Raw genomic sequence first — 16,229 nt, 5'->3', positions numbered from 1 at the left:
GCATTCATTTGCGGACAGGGCCGGTGGAGTCGCGCGTGATCAATCTGACAGGTATTTTGACGATCGCGTCTTCTCGGGATTCGCCGTCCGCCTCTTGCTCTTCGATCAGGGCCTCCAATCGCCGGACTGCCTGCTCGCCAACACTGCGGATCGGCTGCGCGACGGTCGTCAGGCGTGGAAAGACATAGGCGGCCTCCGGCAGATCGTCGAAGCCGATGACGGAATAGTCGCGTGGTACGGAAAAGCCGTGATCCTGAACGGCATGGATCGTAGCAATCGCCGATATGTCGGTCGTGCCGATGATACCAGTCATCTCAGGCCGGGAGGCGACCAGTTGCTTTGCGAGCGGATAGGCGGCGGCAAAACTATGTTCTTCGGCCATGACGATGGCGGCGGGTGCGATGCCGCGCTCGGCCATTTCCTCCTTGATGCCGCGAAGCCGAAGCTGGACCGGTTGACTATGGGCAGGGGCGCCGACAATGCCGATTGCGCGATGACCGAGTTCGATCAGATGACGGGCCATCAATCGCCCACCTTCCTCGTGATCGGCCATGACGGCTTCAGCAGCTATTCCCGGAAGCTCGCGGTCGATGGCGACGATCGGGATATGGGCCTCGCGCAGCGCTTCGAAATGCTCGGTGCTGCCGAAGGCGCTCGCAACGATGACGCCATCGACGCGCTGGGATAGGAGCATGGAAATATAGCGCGCTTCGTGTTCGATGTTTTCGGCGGTGCTGCATATCAAGGTCTGATAGCCGCGCTGGAACAATTCCTGCTCGATCGCATGGGCAAGGATGCCGAAGAAGGGCACGTCGATCGACGGCAGCATCAATCCTATCATCCGGCTCGGCGCGCCGCGCAGCATGCGCGCGCCTTTGCTTGGTGTGTAGTTAAGCGTGCGGATAGCAGCTTCCACGCGCTCCCGGAGTTCTGGAGAGGCGTAGCCGCTATTGTTCAGCACGCGCGAGACCGACGAGACCGATGTTCCCGCAAATTTGGCGATATGTCTGATGCTGGTCGTCACTTGCTCGCGTTTCTTTGGCTTGCGGTCGAATGGTTGGGAGCAAGACTGTCGGAGTGCAGGCCAACTCGCCCTCGGACTTAATCACCGCCAGAATGCCGCATCAAGCGGCATCCATGCGGTCTTAATATCTGGCTGTGCCAAATCCTTCTACATTAGACTTCTTGCATATCGTATGATTGCAATTATGGAGGGCGGTTGAGATCGATGAGGCATCTCACGTGATTTGTGCGGATCATTCAGGAAATTCAATAAAATAGCGGCCACATGCCTACGGAATATGCCTCGTTCTTCGAACGAGTTCGGCAATGCAGGCAGGCATTTGCTTCGCGTATGAACATAGTTTTAGACCGTCATCGTCCGCCCTGGCATTTATAAGATTTTTATATCTTCCGCTTTTCCGCCGTCTCGAACCTTAATGCGGTTCGGCCGCATATTGCGTCTGGAAGATGCACCCCAAGTGATCTTCCTAGCCGGCAGGAAAAAGAGGCGCTCTGAGCAAGGGCGCTCTCCATCATTTCTGCATTCAACAATAACAATCAAGGACTCGCGATCGATGATGGACATTCTTCTTGTCGGGATCGGCGTTTTATTCTTCCTCCTTTGTGTCGCTTATACCAAGGCCTGCGACAGCCTCTAGTCGGAGAGATGGCAATGCTTCTCGATTACATTCTCGGTGGCGGCGTGACGATCTTTCTCACCGTCTACCTGGTCTATGCTCTCATTCGCCCCGAGCGCTTCTGACAGCGCTGGATAGGGAAAGTTACCTCCATGACCTTCAACGGATGGCTTCAGATCCTCATTTATATCGGGATCCTTCTCCTGCTCGTCAAACCGCTCGGCGGTTACATGACGCGTGTCTTTACCGGCGAGCGCACCTTCCTCTCCTTCGTCCTCCGTCCTGTGGAACGGGGGCTTTATCGTTTGGCCGGCACGGATGAGCGCGAAGAGCAGCACTGGACGACCTATTCGGTTTCCATGCTGCTGTTCAGCCTCGCGGGCTTCCTCGTTCTTTACGCCCTGCAGCGACTGCAAGGCAGTCTGCCGTATAATCCGGCCGGCATGACCGCAGTTGGCCCGGAACTGTCCTTCAACACGGCAACGAGCTTCGTCACCAATACCAATTGGCAGAACTACGGCGGCGAAAGCACGATGTCCTATCTCGTGCAGATGGCCGGCCTGACTGTGCAGAACTTCGTTTCCGCTGCAACCGGCATTGCGATTGCCATTGCTTTGATCCGTGCTTTCGCACGTGCTTCGGGCAAGGCGATCGGCAACTTCTGGGTCGATATGATCCGTGCGACGCTCTACGTCCTTCTGCCGATCTGCGTCGTGCTGACGATTGCTTTCGTCTATCTCGGCGTGCCGCAGACGCTTGGTCCCTATGTCAATGCGACGACGCTCGAAGGAGCGCAGCAGACGATCGCCGTCGGTCCCGTTGCCTCGCAGCTTGCCATCAAGATGCTCGGCACGAATGGCGGCGGTTTCTTCAATGCCAACTCGGCGCATCCCTTCGAAAACCCGGACGCGATTTCCAACCTCCTGCAGATGCTGGCGATCTTCGCCGTCGGCGCAGCGCTCACCAACGTCTTCGGCCGCATGGTCGGCAGCCAGCGGCAGGGCTGGGCGATCCTGGCTGCGATGGGCACGCTGTTCATCGCCGGCGTGATCGTCACTTATTGGGCTGAAGCGGCAGGCAATCCGCTTGTTCATGCGCTCGGCGTCCAGGGCGGCAATATGGAAGGCAAGGAAGTCCGCTTCGGCATTGCCGCCTCCTCGCTCTTCGCCGTCATCACCACGGCGGCATCCTGCGGCGCCGTCAACGGCATGCTCGACAGCTTCACCGCGATCGGCGGCCTGATCCCGCTCATCAACCTGCAGCTCGGCGAAGTCATCGTCGGCGGCGTCGGCGCCGGTTTCTACGGCATCCTGATGTTCGTCGTCATCGCCATCTTCGTTGCGGGCCTGATGGTCGGGCGCACGCCGGAATATCTCGGCAAGAAGATCGAGGCCAAGGAAGTGAAGATGGCAATGCTTGCCGTGCTTTGCCTGCCCTTCGGCATGCTGATCTTCACGGCGATCTCCGTTGTATTGCCCTCCGCCGTTGCCTCGATCGCGAATGCCGGTCCGCACGGCTTCTCGGAAATCCTCTATGCCTATAGCTCGGCCGCGGCAAACAACGGCTCGGCCTTCGGCGGCCTGACCGGCAATACCTCCTGGTACAATATCACGCTCGGTATCGTCATGCTCATCGGCCGCTTCCTGGTCATCGTTCCGGCCCTTGCGATTGCCGGCTCCCTGATCAGCAAGAAGACGGTTCCTGCCTCGGCCGGTACCTTCCCGACGGATGGCCCGCTCTTCGTCGGCCTGCTGGTCGGCACGATCCTGATCGTCGGCGGTCTGACCTTCTTCCCGGCGCTGGCGCTCGGACCGATCGTCGAACATCTGGCGATGATCGCAGGCCAGACCTTCTAAGGAATGACGGCCATGAGCCAACCGCTTCTAGGCAAGCTTAGAAAAGCCATCGATCCACGCCCCTTCGACAGGAGGCGTGGCCCGGCCGGAACAACCTGCGCGTCCGATGCCATTTTGCTGGCGATGGTTGCCCTGTTCCTCGGCCTTGTCGTCTTCGGATTTTTAATCGGCTGATCGGCGGCGTTCCGATCTGACGTTTTCCTCTTCACGCTGGAGCCTCTTATGAGCCAGTTAAAATCAGCGAGTATTCTGGATTCTCGCATCCTCGTTCCGGCGATCGGCGCTTCGTTCAAGAAGCTGAACCCGCGCACGCTTGCCAAGAACCCCGTCATGTTTGTGGTCGCCGTCGTTTCGATGCTGACGACCGTTCTCTTCCTGCGCGACCTCGTCACCGGCGGCGGCAATCTCGCCTTCTCGCTGCAGATCAATATCTGGCTGTGGTTCACGGTGTTGTTTGCCAACTTCGCGGAAGCCGTTGCCGAAGGCCGTGGCAAGGCGCAAGCGGATTCGCTGCGTAAGTCGCGCACCGAAACGCAGGCAAAGCTGCTCGGCGGCACTAGCCGTACCGATTACAAGATGGTGCCCGGCACCAGCCTCAAGGTCGGGGATGTCGTTCTGGTCGAAGCCGGCGATATCATCCCCTCGGACGGTGAGGTCATTGAGGGCGTCGCTTCCGTCAATGAGGCTGCAATCACCGGCGAATCTGCGCCCGTCATCCGTGAATCGGGTGGCGACCGCTCGGCTGTAACGGGCGGTACCCAGGTTCTGTCGGATGAGATCCGCGTGCGCATCACCGCCGCAGCCGGTTCGACCTTCATCGATCGTATGATCGCGCTAGTCGAAGGCGCCGAGCGGCAGAAGACGCCGAATGAAATCGCGCTCAACATCCTGCTGGCCGGCATGACGCTGATCTTCGTGCTCGCAACCGTCACCATCCCGAGCTTTGCCGCCTATGCCGGTGGCTCGATCCAGACCGTCGTGCTCGTCGCGCTCTTCGTGACGCTGATCCCGACCACGATCGGCGCTCTGCTCTCGGCAATCGGCATTGCCGGCATGGACCGTCTGGTACGCTTCAACGTGCTCGCCATGTCCGGCCGCGCCGTCGAAGCCGCTGGCGACGTCGATACACTGCTGCTCGACAAGACTGGCACGATCACGCTTGGCAATCGCCAGGCAACCGCCTTCCGCCCGGTTCGGGGCGTCAGCGAGCAGGACCTCGCCGATGCGGCCCAGCTTGCCTCGCTTGCCGATGAAACACCGGAAGGACGCTCGATCGTGGTGCTTGCCAAGGAAAAATATGCGATCCGCGGGCGCGACATGACGAGCCTGAAGGCGACCTTCGTTCCCTTTACCGCCCAGACCCGCATGAGTGGCGTCGATCTCGATGGCTCGTCGATCCGCAAGGGTGCGGTCGATGCTGTTGTGGCCTATGTCGAGGGCGCAGCAAATGGTGCAACCGAAGGCACTGCGGTCATGTCGCGCACGTCAAGCGAAATGCTGCGCGAGTTGCAGGCGATCGCAGATGAGATCGCCAAGGCCGGCGGCACGCCGCTTGCCGTGGCGCGAGACGGTCGTCTTCTCGGCGTCATCCATCTTAAGGATATCGTCAAGGGCGGCATCCGTGAGCGCTTTGCGGAACTGCGCCGCATGGGTATCCGCACCGTGATGATCACGGGCGACAATCCGCTGACGGCTGCTGCTATCGCCGCCGAAGCCGGCGTCGACGACTTCCTCGCCCAGGCAACGCCCGAAATGAAGCTGGCGCTGATGCGTCAAGAGCAGGCACAGGGCAAGCTGGTCGCCATGTGCGGCGACGGCACGAACGATGCGCCCGCGCTCGCCCAGGCCGATGTCGGCGTTGCCATGAATACCGGTACGGTCGCTGCCCGCGAAGCCGGCAACATGGTCGATCTCGACAGCGACCCGACGAAGCTGATCGAGATCGTCGAGATCGGCAAGCAGCTGCTAATGACACGCGGCGCGCTGACGACCTTCTCCATCGCCAACGATATCGCGAAGTACTTTGCCATCATCCCGGCGATGTTCATCGCCTTCTATCCGCAGCTGAAGATGCTGAACGTCATGGGACTGGCAACGCCGCAAAGCGCCATTCTCTCGGCCATCATCTTCAACGCGCTCATCATCGTCGCACTGATCCCGCTGTCACTGAAGGGTGTCCGCTATCGTCCGATCGGCGCCGGTGCGCTGCTTAGCCGCAACCTGCTGATCTACGGCCTCGGCGGCATCATCGTCCCCTTCATCGGCATCAAGGCCATCGACATGGCGATTACCGCCATCGGCCTCGCCTAAGGAGTTTCTCTCATGTTGAAACAAATCAGACCTGCGATCGTCATGATCGTCGCCACGACCGTTCTGACCGGCCTTGCCTATCCGCTTGCCATGACCGGTGTCGCCCAAGCGCTCTTTCCCCATCAGGCCAATGGCAGCCTGGTGGAGAAGGACGGCAAGGTGATCGGCTCCAGCCTTATCGGTCAGAATTTTACGGCGGATAAGTATTTTCACGGTCGTCCGTCGGCCACGACCGGCGCCGATCCGAATGACCCGACCAAATCGGTTTCCGCACCCTATAATGCCGCCAATTCCGGCGGCTCCAATCTCGGTCCGACCAATTCGAGCCTGATCACGCGTATAAAGGGTGATGCAGCGACATTGCAGGCGCAGAACCCGAATACGCCGGTTCCGATCGATCTGCTTACCACATCGGGCAGCGGACTTGACCCGGACATCTCGCCTGAAGATGCCTATTTCCAGGTCCCGCGCGTCGCCAAGGTCCGCAACATGGATGAGGCCAAGGTCAAGTCGCTCGTCGAGGCAGCCATAGAGCCGCGAGAGCTCGGCGTTCTCGGGGAACCTGTGGTCAATGTGCTGGCATTGAACCAGGCGCTCGATGCTTCTATGACTCAATAAGTTGAAGAGGTTGAGACGGTTAGCGCCGTCTCAATCTTATCAGGAAAGACAACCAGCGAATGGCAGACGACAGCCGCGATATGTTGGGCAGGCCTTCTCCCGATGCGCTTCTCGAAAAGGCGCGGGCCGAGACACGCGGTCGGTTGAAGATATTCCTCGGAGCGGCGCCGGGTGTCGGCAAGACCTACGAGATGCTGATGTCGGGCAGGGCGAAGATCGCCGACGGCGTCGATGTCGTCGTCGGTGTCGTCGAGACCCATGGCCGACGGGAGACTCAGGCCTTGCTCGAAGGGTTTGAGATCGTTCCGCGAGTCAATGTCGACTATAAGGGCAGGGCGCTCGAGGAGATGGATCTCGATGCCATCCTGAAACGTCGTCCCGAACTGGTGCTCGTCGATGAACTCGCGCATACCAATGCGCATGGCAGCCGGCATCCGAAGCGCCATCTCGATGTGAAGGAGCTTCTCGACCGCGGAATCGATGTCTACACGACGTTGAATATCCAGCACGTCGAAAGCCTGAATGACGTCGTCTCGCAAATTACCCGCATCCGCGTGCGCGAGACGGTGCCGGATTCCATCATCGACATGGCCGATGATGTCGAGATCATCGATCTGACGCCTGATGATCTCATCAAACGGCTGCATGACGGCAAGGTCTATGTGTCAAAGACGGCTGAGCGGGCGCTGACCAATTATTTCACGCCCGGCAACTTGACCGCACTGCGCGAGCTCGCGCTGCGGCGCACCGCCCAGCGCGTCGATGACCAGCTTCTGACCCATATGCAGGCGCACGCGATCCAGGGCCCTTGGGCTGCCGGCGAGCGCGTGCTCGTTTCGATCGATCATCACCCCCGCTCGGCTGCACTTGTCCGCTATGCCGCCCGCATGGCTGCGCGTCTGCGGGCCCCCTGGGCAGCCGTCTATGTCGAGACCAACCGCTCGATCAGTTTGAGCGAGGCACAGCGCGACACGATTGCCGCAACGCTCAGGCTCGCCGAACAGCTCGGCGGTGAGGCGATTACTCTTCCGGGCCGCGAGGTGGCGGAGGAATTGCTTCGCCATTCGGCCAGCAACAACGTGACGCACATCGTCATCGGTTCACCGAAAATCGGCTCCTGGCGCGATTGGTCCCGCCGTTCGGTGTCCTACGATCTCATCCGCAGAGCCGGCGACATCAGCGTTCATGTCATTTCCGGTAGCGAAGCGGATGGCGAGGCTGCAAGGCGTGGTGTCAAAGTGGCGCCTTCGCCGCCGCCCTTCCAGCTTCGTGGTTATGTCCTGGCAACGCTCTATGTTGCCATCGCGCTCGGCTTCTGCGTCATCCTCGATCAGGTGCTGGATGTCCGCAATTTGGCGCTGGTCTTCCTGATGGCGGTGCTGGTAAGCGCCGTGACCCAAGGTCTGCGTCCGGCACTTTACTCCTGTTTTCTCGGCGCTCTTGCCTTCAACTTCTTTTTTCTGCCTCCGCGTTACACGCTGACGATCAGTGATCCCGAAAGCGTGCTTGCCTTCTTCTTCTTTCTCGGTGTCGCGGTCATTGCGAGTAACCTGACGGCGACGGTGCAGCGCCAGGCGGCAGCCGCGCGCCAACGCGCGCGAACCACGGAAGACCTCTATCTTTTCTCGAAGAAGCTCGCGGGAACCGGCACGCTCGACGATGTACTCTGGGCCACCGCCTTCCAGCTGGCGTCGATGCTGAAACTGCGGGTCGTGCTGCTTCTGCCGGAGCATGGCACGATCGCCGTCAAGGCCGGCTATCCGCCTGACGACACGCTCGACGACGCCGATATTGCGGCGGCACGGTGGGCCTGGGAGCATAATCATGCCGCCGGCCGCGGCGCCGATACCCTGCCTGGCGCGAAGCGCCTTTACGTTCCGCTCCGCACCGGCCGAACCGCCGTCGGCGTCATCGGTCTCGATAGCGACCGCCGTGATGGCCCACTTCTGACGCCGGAACAGCAGCGGCTGCTCGATGCGCTCGCCGATCAGGCGGCTCTTGCCATCGAGCGGGTGCAGCTGGTGGCCGATGTCGACCGCGCGAAGCTGGCCGTGGAGGCGGATCGGCTGCGCTCCGCACTGCTGACATCCATTTCTCATGACCTGAAGACGCCGCTCGCTGCCATCCTTGGGGCGGCAGGCACCTTGCGTGACTATCTGGAAACCTTGCCACACGAAGATCGCGTCGATCTCCTGTCCACCGTCATCGACGAATCCGAACGCCTCAACCGTTTCATCGCCAATCTGCTTGACATGACCAAGATCGAGTCCGGCGCGATGGAGCCGAATTACGCTCTGCATTATGCCGGCGATATCGTCGGCAGCGCGCTGCGGCGGGCGGAAAAGATCCTGGCACATCATCGTGTCGACGTGCGGATGCCGGTCGATCTGCCGATGGTGAAGGTCGATCCGGTCCTGTTCGAACAGGTGCTGTTTAACCTGCTCGACAATGCCGCCAAATATGCGCCGGAAGGATCGGCCATCCGCCTGGAGGCCTGGGCCGATATCGACAATATCGTCTTCCGCGTGATGGACGAGGGACAAGGCATTCCGCCCGCCGACCTGGAACGCGTCTTCGATACCTTCTATCGGGTACGCAAAGGTGATCAGGTGCGCGCCGGAACCGGGCTTGGCCTTTCCATCTGCCGCGGTTTCATCGAGGCGATGGGCGGCACGATCGCCGCCGGTAACAGAACGGATCGGCAGGGGGCAGTTTTCACCATCCGCCTGCCGAAACCAACAGATGTCCCGAAGCTGGATGAACTGAAATGAACACCACTGCCGTCAAGATTCTCGTTGTCGATGATGAGCCGCCGATCCGCAAATTGCTGCGCGTAGGCCTCGGTGCCCAGGGCTATGTCGTCAATGAGGCACAGAGCGCCGCGTCAGCCCAGGCGTCAATCGATGAAGACCAGCCCGATCTAATCGTGCTCGATCTCGGTCTGCCGGATAAATCAGGCCAGGAGCTGTTGCTCGGTTGGCGCGAGGATGGGGTGCAGATCCCGGTCGTCATCCTGTCAAGCCGCACCGATGAAGCCGGCATCGTCAAGGCGCTCGAGAGTGGCGCCGACGATTATGTGACCAAGCCTTTCGGCGTCAACGAGCTTGCTGCCCGCATCCGTGTGGCGCTGCGTCATCGCCTGCAGCAACAGGGCGAGAAGGCGATTTTCCAGACCGGCGGTCTTTCCATCGATCTCGTCAAGCGTATCGTCAAGGTCGATGGCAAGGAGATCAAGCTGTCGCCGAAGGAATACGAAATCCTGCGCGTGCTTGCCCAGCACGCCGGCAAGGTGCTGACGCACCAGTTCCTGCTGAAGCAGATCTGGGGGCCTGCGGCCGATGTGCAGTATCTGCGCGTCTATGTCCGCCAGCTTCGGCAGAAGATCGAGGAGATTCCCGATCAGCCGCACTATATCACCACCGAGACAGGCGTCGGCTATCGGCTGCGCGAGCCTGATTGAGGCAGCGGAGATTTCGAGCCCATGATCGAGGCGATCTCGCCTCGGACTTGTGGCGATGAATGCCATTTCAGAATTTATTGCCGGACCTTGAGTGCGACCATGGACCTTTCCACGATCATTCTTCCCGAACACGTCTTTGTCGGCGTCTCCACTCCGACGAAATGGCGGGCGTTGCAGATGCTGTCGTCGAAGGCAGCCCATTGCTTTGGCCTGGACGAGGCAGTGGTCATGCGGGCGCTGGAGACGCGCGAAAAATTGGGCACGACAGGTATCGGCAATGGCGTTGCGGTGCCGCACGCCGCCATCGCTGGCATGACGAGGCCTCGGGGACTGATGGTGCATTTTGCACATCCTGTCGATTTCGAAGCCATCGACGACGTACCGACGGAATGGGCCTTCGTGCTGTTGTTCGGAGAGGGCGGCCGGGGCGACTATCTGAATGTGCTTGCCGCGATCGCGAGGCGTTTGCGCACGGAAGGCGTTCTGACGGCGATGCGGCAGACGAAGAGCGCCGACGAACTCTATTCCGTCTTTATGTCCGACACCATCTGCTGACGACGCACTCGTTGCACGTCTGGCGTCATTCGGGAATGTGATTTCACTTTTTCGGATTCTATGGGATGCTGTTCTCCGCAGTTACCGAAAACGGAAACTGCCTTCGTTACTTTATACGACCAAGTTGATAGGGTTTAAGGACAAACGAAGGGGGTGCATCCATGCAGACGATTAAGCTTTCTCGGCTTCTCGCCACCGCAATTCTGATCGGCAGTTTCTCGATCGCGGCCGTCGCGCCGACCTGGGCGGCGGACAAGACGCTTCTCAATGTTTCCTACGATCCGACTCGTGAACTCTATAAGGACTTCAACACGGCCTTTGCTGCCAAGTGGAAGAAGGACACGGGCGAAACCATCAATATCAAGGCTTCGCATGGCGGCTCCGGCGCGCAGGCCCGCTCGGTTATCGATGGTCTCGATGCCGATGTGGTGACGCTCGCCCTTGAGGGCGATATCGACGCGATCGCCAAGGCGACGCACAAGATTCCCGCCGACTGGAAGACCAAGTTCCCGAACAATTCGGTTCCCTATACCTCGACCATCGTGTTCCTCGTGCGCAAGGGCAACCCCAAGGGCATCAAGGACTGGCCGGATCTGGTCAAGGACGGCGTAGAAGTCATTACGCCGAACCCGAAGACATCAGGCGGTGCACGCTGGAACATTCTGGCGGCATGGGCCTGGGCCAAGCAGGCCAATGGCGGCGATGATGCCAAGGCGCAGGACTATGTCGCTCAGCTGCTGAAGCATGTGCCGGTCCTCGACACCGGTGCGCGCGGGGCGACGACGACCTTCGTGCAGCGTGGTCTTGGCGACGTCCTGCTCGCTTGGGAAAACGAGGCCTACCTTTCGCTCGACGAACTCGGTCCCGACAAATTCGAGATCGTGACACCGTCCGTTTCGATCCGCGCCGATCCGCCGGTTGCCGTTGTCGACGGCAATGTCGACACCAAGGGCACGCGCAAGGTCGCGGAAGCCTATCTGAACTACCTGTACTCGGATGAAGGTCAGAAGATTGCTGCGAAGCACTATTACCGGCCGATCAAGCCGGAAGCGGCCGATCCCAAGGATGTCGCTCGTTTCCCGTCCCTGAAGCTCGCAACTATTGACGACTTCGGCGGATGGTCTCAAGCTCAGCCGAAATTCTTCGCTGACGGGGGCGTCTTCGATCAGATCTACAAGCCGGGACAATAAGACTGAATGCATTCTATAACCCGCAAACGGTGGCGGTTACGGCAGCCGAGCGTCATTCCGGGATTCGGATTGGCGCTCGGCGTTACCTTGGCTTGGCTCCTATTCATAGTTCTCATCCCGCTATCGGGGCTCCTCTGGAAAAGCAGCGCCCTCGGCTGGCAGAATTTCTGGGCCCTCGCGCTTGACGTGCGCACGCTCTATGCTCTGCGCATGAGCTTCGGCGGCGCCTTCATCGCCGCGCTCGTCAATGCCGTGCTCGGACTTATCCTGGCCTGGGTGCTGGTGCGTTATCGCTTTCCCGGCAAGCGCGTTCTCGATGCGATGGTCGACCTGCCGTTCGCCTTGCCGACGGCGGTTGCCGGCATTGCACTGACGACGCTCTACGCACCGAATGGCTGGATCGGACAGTTCCTGACGCCGCTCGGCATTAGGATCGCCTTCACGCCCGTCGGCATCGTCATCGCGTTGATCTTCGTCGGCTTACCGTTCGTGGTGCGTACGGCGCAGCCCGTCATGGAGGAGATCGACCGCGAAGTCGAGGAGGCGGCGGCGACCCTTGGTGCCTCGCGTTTCCAGACGATAACCCGCGTGCTGCTTCCAGGCCTCGCACCTGCGGCTCTGACGGGCTTTGCGCTGGCATTCGCGCGTGCAGCCGGCGAATACGGATCGGTCATCTTCATCGCCGGCAACAAGCCGTACGTTTCGGAAATCGCACCGCTGCTCATCGTCATTCGTCTGGAGGAATATAATTATTCCGCAGCGACGGCGATCGCGACGGTGATGCTGTTCATTTCCTTCACCATGCTTTTGATCATCAATCTCATCCAGTCGTGGAGCAGAAGGAGATATGGCTATGGCGCATGATCTTTCTGCATCAGTCGAAACCGGTCATTCGGTCATCACCGAAAGTCGGCTTGCGCGCATCGTCTTCATATTGATCTCGCTCGCGTTCCTGACGCTGATGGTGCTTCTGCCCCTCGCCGCCGTTTTCGTCGAGGCATTCCGCAAGGGGATCGAGACCTTCTTCGAAGCCTTGGTTGACGAGGAAACCTTTGCGGCGATCCGGCTGACATTGATCGTTGCCGGCATCAGCGTGCCGCTGAACCTCGTCTGCGGCGTTGCGGCCGCCTGGGCGATCGCCAAGTTCGAATTCAAGGGCAAGGCCTTACTGACGACGCTGATCGATCTGCCCTTCTCGGTGTCGCCGGTCATATCGGGCTTGGTCTTCGTGCTGTTGTTCAATTCGAACAGCACACTCGGCCCTTGGCTGCAAAGCCATGGCCTGCAGGTCCTGTTTGCGGTTCCCGGGCTGGTGCTGGCGACGATGTTCGTCACCTTTCCCTTCGTCGCGCGCGAACTGATCCCGCTAATGCAGGAGCAGGGCAGTGCAGACGAGGAGGCAGCACTTTCGCTCGGGGCGAATGGCTGGCAGACCTTCTGGCATGTCACGCTGCCGAACATCAAATGGGGCCTGCTTTACGGCGTGCTGCTCTGCAACGCCCGCGCCATGGGTGAGTTCGGAGCCGTTTCCGTCGTTTCGGGTCATATCCGCGGCGAAACCAACACCATGCCCCTGCAGGTCGAAATTCTTTATAACGAATATAATTTTTCGGGGGCATTCGCGGTTGCCACGCTCCTGGCCCTGCTTGCCCTTGTCACATTGATACTGAAGACGCTGCTGGAAATGCGCTATAGCGAAGAGATCGCAGCCAGCCGGCGTCACTGAAGGAATTCTTGATGGAAGTTCGCGTTCAAAACCTGCGTAAGGAATTCGGTCGCTTTCCCGCATTGCATGACGTGTCGCTGGATATCCGCTCGAGCGAATTAATTGCGCTTCTCGGTCCATCCGGCTCCGGCAAGACGACGCTGCTGCGCCTGATTGCCGGATTGGAGACCCCGACGGAGGGGCAGATCTTCTTCGGCGAAGAGGATGCGTCGCGAAAGACCGTGCAGCAGCGCAATATCGGCTTCGTGTTCCAGCATTATGCGCTATTCCGGCATATGACGGTGCTCGACAACATCTCCTTCGGTCTGAAAGTCCGCTCGGCATCGCGTCGTCCGCCACGCGATGAAATACGCCGGCGTGCCATCGAGCTGTTGGAACTCGTGCAACTGAACGGCCTAGAGAAGCGCTATCCGGCCCAGCTTTCCGGCGGCCAGCGCCAGCGTGTTGCACTGGCGCGCGCCATGGCGGTGGAGCCGAATGTCCTGCTTCTTGACGAGCCCTTTGGTGCTCTCGACGCGCAAGTCCGTAAGGACTTGCGCAAATGGCTTCGCGAGATCCACGACCGCACCGGCCACACCACCGTCTTCGTGACCCATGACCAGGAAGAAGCGCTGGAGCTCGCCGACCGGGTGGTCGTGCTCAACAAGGGCGCGATCGAACAGGTCGGAACGCCAGACGAGATCTACGACGCGCCGAACTCTCCCTTCGTCTATGGCTTTATCGGCCAATCCAATCGTCTAAAGGTGCGCATCACCAGCGGTGAGATCTGGTTCGATGACAAGCCTCTGGGGCTCAGCACGCCGCATGAGCCTGATGGCGAAGCCTATCTGTATTTCCGACCCCACGATATCGAGATTCGCGATGGCGATGGCAGCGCGATCGCGGGTCTGCTCGTTGCCAGCAGGCGCGTAGCAGGCACTCGCCATCTTGAGATCAACATCGGTGCCCAGCACGATCCTATCGAGATCGAACTGCCGCCGAACAAGGCGGATGCATTGGACCGCAACCGCATTGCTTTCAGGCCGACACGCTGGAAGCTCTTTCGTAACGGCGTCTGACGATCAGTCGTCGGGGTGAGCGGCAGAAACAAAACCGCCGCCTTGATAGACGATTGCAGGATCGTTTGGATCCTCAGCGGGTGTCCTCGACAGAATTTCGGCGCGCCAGGGAGCCGCACTATCGCGCGGCTTCCAGCCGAGAAAGGCGGCGTTGCTATTGTCCCACCACTGTTCGTCATTGTCCGAGACGCCATAGACGATCGTATGGCCGAGGCGCGGGGCGTTGAAGGCGCAATCGCACAGCGAGACGAAATCCCCGATGCTGAACCACGTGGCGAGCATGCGCGTGTTGCGCGGCTCGGGGAAGCAGGAGCCGATACGTACCGAAAGTGTTTCCTGACCGAACTTGTCAAAGTAGAGGCTTGCGACCGCCTCACCGAAGACTTTCGAGACGCCATAAAGCGAATCCGGCCGGGTCGGCACCTTATTGTCGATCCGCTCGTCGCGGCGATAGAAGCCGATCGTGTGATTGGAGCTTGCGAAGACGATACGCGGCTTGCCGGCGGCGCGCGCGCCCTCATAGAGATTGTAGAGGCCGAGGATATTGCCCTGCAGGATCAGATCGAAGGGCTTTTCCACCGATATCCCCCCAAGATGGATGATACCATCAACACCTTTCACCATCGCATCGACGCCGCTGCGGTCGGCGAGGTCGCAGGCGACGAAACGCTCGTTCGGGCGCAGGTCGCTTATCGGCGCGAGGTCCGACAATACGACATTCTCGGCGATCTGCGACAGAAGCGGCCGGATCGCCTGGCCAACACCGCCGGCGGCGCCGGTCAGCAACAGAGTTTTCAGCATGATTGTCTCCCGGATCGGTCATTTCGGCGGGCAGCCTATAAGATGGTCCTCCGCCCGTCATCACATATATCAGTGGGATCGACATGAAGCATCTCGACAACGTTTAGGCAGTTTGTGAATGCGCCTGGGCGTTGATGTCGAGCGCTTCCAGACTGACCACGGCCTTGATGGGCAGGTGATCGGAAGCCACGCGTGCCAGCGGCGAGTCATGTACTTCGACTGCGGAGATCATGCCGCGGCGGTTTGCCATGATGCGATCGAGCGCGAGAAGCGGGAGTGTCGAGGGAAAGCTCGGTACGGCAGGCGGTAGCGGTCCGAACGCGTTCTGGATGGTATTGAGGGACGAGCGGTCGCCGAGGCGCCATTCATTGAGATCGCCCAGCAGGATGGTCGGCGTCTCGCTGCCGTCGTTCATGAGGTCGACGATCAGACGCGTCTGCTGCGCGCGCGAGCGATGCAGCAGGCCGAGATGCGCCGCGATGATCCTGAGGCTTCCGCCACGCGCCAATTCCAGTTCGGCGATCAAGGCGCCGCGCGGCTCAAGCCCTGGCAGATTGATCTGGTGGACGTCGCGAACCGTGCCTTGTTTGAAAAGAACCACATTGCCGTGCCAGCCATGCGCCTTGGTGACGCCGGCGATCGGCACCGGGATGAGGCCTGTCTCGCGTTCGAGCCGGCGCAGATCGAGAATGCCCGTGCGCTCTCCAAAACGCGTATCGGCTTCCTGCAGGCCGATGATATCGGCATCGATTTCATGAATGACGCGGCTCGTTCTTTCCGGATCGAAGCGGCGGTCGGCGCCGACGCATTTGTGGACATTGTAGGAAGCGATCAACGTGCCTTCCGGGCGGTCCGGCTTGCTGCCGGCCGGTTTGGGGCGCGATTTCTTTCGGTTCTTCAGGCTTTCCAGAATGCTCGCACGGAGACTGTCGTTCTTTTTTCGCATCTATCCGTCGACCGTTCCTTGATCAGATCATGTCGGGCACGTGGGAAAGAGTATAAGAAGCGATTGTTG

The 16,229-nt window shown here is 60.0% G+C and carries 15 protein-coding genes; 12 read left to right on the top strand and 3 right to left on the bottom strand.

Annotation, left to right across the window (positions count from 1 at the left end; genetic code table 11):
* Positions 1–4 precede the first annotated feature (4 nt).
* Positions 5–1,024 (bottom strand): LacI family DNA-binding transcriptional regulator, encoded by a 1,020-nt coding sequence (locus tag PH558_RS30045; RefSeq protein ID WP_285208070.1) that lies wholly within the window; start codon positions 1,022–1,024, stop codon positions 5–7.
* Between the two features lie 651 nt (positions 1,025–1,675).
* On the opposite strand from PH558_RS30045, the gene kdpF reads away from it, so the two are divergent.
* From kdpF to PH558_RS29985, 12 genes are all read left to right on the top strand, one after another.
* Positions 1,676–1,765 (top strand): K(+)-transporting ATPase subunit F, encoded by a 90-nt coding sequence (gene kdpF, locus PH558_RS30040; protein WP_041678183.1) that lies wholly within the window; start codon positions 1,676–1,678, stop codon positions 1,763–1,765.
* A 27-nt stretch (positions 1,766–1,792) separates the two neighbouring features.
* A complete protein-coding gene (kdpA, locus tag PH558_RS30035; RefSeq protein ID WP_095437453.1) occupies positions 1,793–3,496 on the top strand; it encodes a potassium-transporting ATPase subunit KdpA in 1,704 nt (567 codons plus the stop codon).
* A gap of 12 nt (positions 3,497–3,508) precedes the next feature.
* The gene (locus PH558_RS30030; protein WP_162751385.1) at positions 3,509–3,670 is read left to right on the top strand and encodes a hypothetical protein; all 162 of its coding nucleotides are present in this window, start codon (positions 3,509–3,511) and stop codon (positions 3,668–3,670) included.
* Positions 3,671–3,718: 48 nt separating this feature from the next.
* Positions 3,719–5,806 (top strand): potassium-transporting ATPase subunit KdpB, encoded by a 2,088-nt coding sequence (gene kdpB / locus PH558_RS30025; protein WP_285208069.1) that lies wholly within the window; start codon positions 3,719–3,721, stop codon positions 5,804–5,806.
* 12 nt (positions 5,807–5,818) lie between these two features.
* On the top strand, positions 5,819–6,424 hold the full coding sequence (locus tag PH558_RS30020; RefSeq protein WP_095437455.1) for a K(+)-transporting ATPase subunit C: 606 nt from the start codon (positions 5,819–5,821) through the stop codon (positions 6,422–6,424).
* Between the two features lie 59 nt (positions 6,425–6,483).
* Positions 6,484–9,195: a sensor histidine kinase gene (locus PH558_RS30015; protein WP_285208068.1), complete on the top strand. Its 2,712-nt coding sequence runs from the start codon at positions 6,484–6,486 to the stop codon at positions 9,193–9,195.
* On the top strand, positions 9,192–9,884 hold the full coding sequence (locus PH558_RS30010) for a response regulator transcription factor (protein ID WP_285208067.1): 693 nt from the start codon (positions 9,192–9,194) through the stop codon (positions 9,882–9,884). The genes PH558_RS30015 and PH558_RS30010 overlap by 4 nt, the downstream gene beginning before the upstream one ends.
* 99 nt (positions 9,885–9,983) lie before the next feature.
* Entirely contained in the window at positions 9,984–10,439 is a 456-nt protein-coding gene (locus PH558_RS30005) for a PTS sugar transporter subunit IIA (RefSeq protein ID WP_113228726.1), read from the top strand.
* Between the two features lie 161 nt (positions 10,440–10,600).
* A complete protein-coding gene (locus PH558_RS30000) occupies positions 10,601–11,629 on the top strand; it encodes a sulfate ABC transporter substrate-binding protein (RefSeq protein WP_095437459.1) in 1,029 nt (342 codons plus the stop codon).
* Positions 11,630–11,635: 6 nt separating this feature from the next.
* Positions 11,636–12,493 (top strand): sulfate ABC transporter permease subunit CysT, encoded by an 858-nt coding sequence (gene cysT / locus PH558_RS29995; RefSeq protein WP_113407120.1) that lies wholly within the window; start codon positions 11,636–11,638, stop codon positions 12,491–12,493.
* Positions 12,483–13,355: a sulfate ABC transporter permease subunit CysW gene (gene cysW, locus PH558_RS29990; protein ID WP_285208066.1), complete on the top strand. Its 873-nt coding sequence runs from the start codon at positions 12,483–12,485 to the stop codon at positions 13,353–13,355. The genes cysT and cysW overlap by 11 nt, the downstream gene beginning before the upstream one ends.
* Positions 13,356–13,366: 11 nt before the next feature.
* Positions 13,367–14,413, top strand: coding sequence for a sulfate/molybdate ABC transporter ATP-binding protein (locus PH558_RS29985; protein ID WP_113228728.1), 1,047 nt, complete (start codon positions 13,367–13,369; stop codon positions 14,411–14,413).
* A gap of 3 nt (positions 14,414–14,416) precedes the next feature.
* On the opposite strand, the gene PH558_RS29980 is transcribed toward PH558_RS29985, so the two are convergent.
* Entirely contained in the window at positions 14,417–15,214 is a 798-nt protein-coding gene (locus PH558_RS29980; protein ID WP_285208065.1) for an NAD-dependent epimerase/dehydratase family protein, read from the bottom strand.
* Between the two features lie 103 nt (positions 15,215–15,317).
* Positions 15,318–16,160: an endonuclease/exonuclease/phosphatase family protein gene (locus PH558_RS29975; protein ID WP_285208064.1), complete on the bottom strand. Its 843-nt coding sequence runs from the start codon at positions 16,158–16,160 to the stop codon at positions 15,318–15,320.
* Positions 16,161–16,229: the final 69 nt, after the last annotated feature.

The organism is Rhizobium pantanalense (genome assembly GCF_030182525.1).
Classification (GTDB): Bacteria; Pseudomonadota; Alphaproteobacteria; order Rhizobiales; family Rhizobiaceae; genus Rhizobium.
Note: the sequence above shows the minus strand (reverse complement) of the source record. Positions and strands in the feature narration are given on the sequence as shown.